This window comes from Mesorhizobium sp. M1A.F.Ca.IN.020.03.2.1 (assembly GCF_004023205.1).
Lineage (GTDB): Bacteria > Pseudomonadota > Alphaproteobacteria > Rhizobiales > Rhizobiaceae > Mesorhizobium.
This window is the reverse complement of sequence record NZ_RZSV01000365.1, coordinates 1-3714: the sequence shown is the minus strand read 5'-3', so window position 1 is coordinate 3714 and position 3714 is coordinate 1. Positions and strand designations below refer to the sequence as shown.

General features: G+C 63.8%; 3 protein-coding genes. 2 read left to right on the top strand and 1 reads right to left on the bottom strand.

Going from position 1 to position 3714, the window contains the following annotated elements:
• On the top strand, positions 1-1917 hold a 1917-nt coding region (locus tag EOA79_RS30635), incomplete at its 5' end, for a M3 family metallopeptidase (RefSeq protein ID WP_164894024.1).
• 303 nt (positions 1918-2220) lie between these two features.
• Positions 2221-3159 carry an IS110 family transposase gene (locus EOA79_RS30630; protein ID WP_095826496.1) on the top strand — a complete coding sequence of 313 codons (939 nt, stop codon included), beginning with the start codon at positions 2221-2223 and terminating at the stop codon, positions 3157-3159.
• 4 nt (positions 3160-3163) lie between these two features.
• Here EOA79_RS30630 and EOA79_RS30625 read toward each other — a convergent pair.
• Positions 3164-3714, bottom strand: a 551-nt coding sequence (locus EOA79_RS30625) for an MlrC C-terminal domain-containing protein (RefSeq protein ID WP_164894023.1), incomplete at its 5' end; no start/stop codon positions are given.

The window sequence follows — 3714 nt, the reverse complement described above, 5'->3', positions numbered from 1 at the left end:
GCTGAGATCGACGCGATCGCCGGCAACAGCGAGGCGGCAACGATCGAAAACACGCTGGCTGCACTTGAGGTCGCCGGCGAGCCGCTCGACCATGTCTCGTCGATCTTCTGGTGTCGGGCCGGCGCCTACACCAACGACACCATCCAGCAGCTGGAGCGCGAGATTTCGCCCAAGATGTCGCGGCACTTCTCCGCGATCTCGATGAACGAGAAGCTGTTTGCCCGCATCGACGACCTCTACCAGCGCCGCGACAGGCTGAGCCTCGATCCCGAGACGTTGCGTGTGCTGGAAAAGACCTGGAAAGGCTTCGTCCGCTCCGGTGCGAAGCTCGATGCGGAAGGCAAGAAGCGGCTGGCGGAAATCAACGAGGAACTCTCCTCGCTCGGCACCAAATTCGGCCAGAATGTGCTGGCCGACGAACGCGCGTGGGCGCTGTTCCTCGACGATGCTGACCTCGTCGGCCTCCCGGATTTCTTGAAGAGCTCGATGGCCGAGGCGGCCGAGATGCGTGGCCAGAAAGGTCGCTATGCGGTGACGCTGTCGCGCTCGATCTACGAGCCGTTCTCGACCTTCTCGGAGCGCCGCGACCTGCGCGAGATCGCCTTCCGCGCCTTCATCATGCGCGGCCAGAATGGCGGCGCCAGCGACAATACCGATGTGGTGCGCGACATGCTGAAGCTGCGCGCCGAGAAGGCGAAGCTGCTCGGCTATGAGTCTTTCGCGGCGCTTAAGCTCGACGACACGATGGCGAAGACGCCGAAGGCGGTGCACAACTTGCTCGATCCGGTCTGGGAAAAGGCGCTGGAAAAAGCGGCCGCCGATCAGAAGGAGTTGGAGCGGCTGGCCACCGAAGCCGGCAGCAACGACAAATTCGCGGCATGGGACTGGCGCTTCTACCAGGAGAAGCTGCGCACGGAGAAATTCGCTTTCGACGAAGCCGAGCTGAAGCCCTACCTGCAGCTTGAGCGCATCATGGACGCCTGCTTCGATGTCGCGACCAAGCTGTTCGGCGTCAGCTTCGAGGAGAAGAAGGGCATTGCCGCCTGGCATCCCGACGCGCGCGTCTTCGTGGTCAAGAACGCGGACGGCAGCGAGCGCGGCCTGTTTCTGGCGGATTACTTCGCGCGGCCCTCGAAACGCTCCGGCGCCTGGATGAGCGCGCTGAAATCCGGCTACAAGCTTGGGAAAGGCGCGAAGCCCGTCATCTACAACATCATGAACTTCGCCAAGCCGCCGGCCGGCGAGCAGGCCCTTCTCTCCGTCGACGAAGCAAAGACGCTGTTTCACGAATTCGGCCATGCGCTGCACGGCATGCTGACCGACGTCACTTGGCCGTCGGTCTCCGGCACCTCGGTCAGCCGCGACTTCGTCGAACTGCCCTCGCAGCTCTATGAGCATTGGCTGACGGTGCCGGCGGTGCTGGAAAAGCATGCGCTGCACGTCAAGACCGGCAAGCCGATGCCGAAGGACCTGCTCGACAAGATGCTCGCCGCACGCACCTTCGGCGCCGGCTTCGCCACGGTCGAGTTCACCGCCTCGGCGCTGATCGACATGGCTTATCACGCAAGGCCGGACGCGCCGGCCGAGCCGCTTCCGTTCGAGGCTGAAACGCTGGAAAAGCTGCATATGCCCAACACCATCGCCATGCGTCACCGCACCCCGCATTTCGGGCATATCTTCGCCGGCGAGGGGTATTCAGCCGGCTACTATTCCTACATGTGGTCGGAGGTGCTGGACGCCGACGCCTTTTCCGCCTTCGAGGAAACAGGCGATCCCTTCAACCCGGACCTTGCCGAGCGGCTGAGGAAGAACATCTACGCCGCCGGCGGCTCCAAAGACCCGGAAGAGCTTTACACGGCCTTCCGTGGGAAAATGCCTTCGCCCGAGGCGATGATGGTGAAAAGAGGGTTGGTGTAGCGCGCCCCTCCCTTCTCCCCATGTGGGAGAAGGTGGATCGGCGCGGAGCGCCGAGACGGATGAGGGGTGTTCCAGCGGAGTGAGACGTCAGCATTCCTTGGAGCACCCCTTGTATCTGCGCGGAGGAGACTTTGTGCGAGAAGAGCGACTGAGCCTCGAACCGGACGGCCATCCGATTCGAGGCTTGGCGAAGTCGCCCGACACCCCTGCGGTCACAACCGTGGATGAGCCAGGGATCTTCGCCTCCGTCACGTACGACCGAATAGTCGCTTGGCTCCAATCGCACGCACAAGGCAGGTTACCGTGGACAAGACCATCTGTGGAGTGGACGTTTCGAAAGAATGGCTCGATGCCCATCTCGAGCCGAACGGGGCGGCAGGCCGCTTCCGTAACGATGCGGCAGGCATCACCGATCTGGCCGCTTGGTGTCAGGGCCATGGCGTCGAGCTTGCCGTCATGGAGGCCAGCGGCGGCTACGAGCGGCTGGCCTTGCTGCTGCTGTGGGATCTGAGCCTGCCTTGCGCTCTCGTCAATGCGCGCAGCGTGCGCCGTTTTGCAGAGGCGATGGGCTTCCTGGAAAAGACCGATGGGATCGATGCCGCCATGATCGCCGGCTACGCGCAGGCCAAGCGCGTACAGCCGACTCTGCCGCCGAGCCCGGCCCAGCAGCGGCTCAAGGCCTTGGTGGCACGGCTCGGTCAGGTCACCGGCGATCTCACCATCCAGAAGCAGCGCAAGAGTGCTGCCGCCGACACCGAAACCATCGCCAGCCTCGATGAGGTCATCGCGTTGCTCGTGCGCCAGAGCCGCAGGCTCGAGGGCGAGATCGCCTCGCTGATCGACGACGATCCGTTGTGGGCATGCCTTGACCGCGCCTTTCGCTCGCTCAAAGGGATCGCCTCGCGCAGCGTTGCTCGCCTGATGGCCGAATTGCCCGAGATCGGCATCCTGTCCAACAAGGCCATCGCCAAGCTGGCCGGCTTGGCGCCGATCGCCAATGACAGCGGTAAGCGCAGCGGCCGAAGACCGGTGCGTGGCGGTCGCGCCGGGCCCAGGGGCGTGCTCTTCCTCGTTGCCCGCATCGTTGCCAAATACGATCCGCACCTGGCCGCCTTCCAGCACCGGTTGCAGGCCGCTGGAAAGGAAAAGATGGTCATCCGCATCGCTCTCGCCAGAAAGCTGCTCGTCATTCTCAATGCAAAAGCACGCGACGCGCGAACCGAGTTCGCAAATGCAACTTGACACCTCAGATAGTCGCTTGTCCGTCGCCTGCGGCGACACCTTCTCCCACAGGGGGAGAAGGAGGAGCCTCATCCTTCCACGGATCCTTCACCCTCGGCCATATCGGCCTCGTCAGCTTCCTGTAATCCGTCACCGCCGGATTGCTGGGATAAGAACTCGGCGCCGCGACATAGATGACCTCGGCGGCGATCGGCGCGAAGCCGGCGTAGAAATGGTTGGTCGACTTGATCAGCAGGATGTCCTTCGACATCGGATCGACGCCGATATTGGAGAAGATGTCCGGCTCGAAGGTCTGGGTGCGGTTGGTGTTGAGGATGACGTCGACCTCGGTGCCCTCGATGCGAACCACCGCAGCCGGCCCGAGCGTCACCCGGCTCGGCCCGAAGCTTTGCCAGCCCTCGCTGACGGCCTTGAGCACCGTGACGCGTGCGTCGATCGGCTCGCCCGCCTGCGGCCCGGCCTTGCCGCCGAAGCGCAGGTCGATGACGGCGCCCTCGCCGGCGGCCTGGCAGAAGGTCACCGCGATCGAATCCCAGATCGTGGCGACGCCGACCC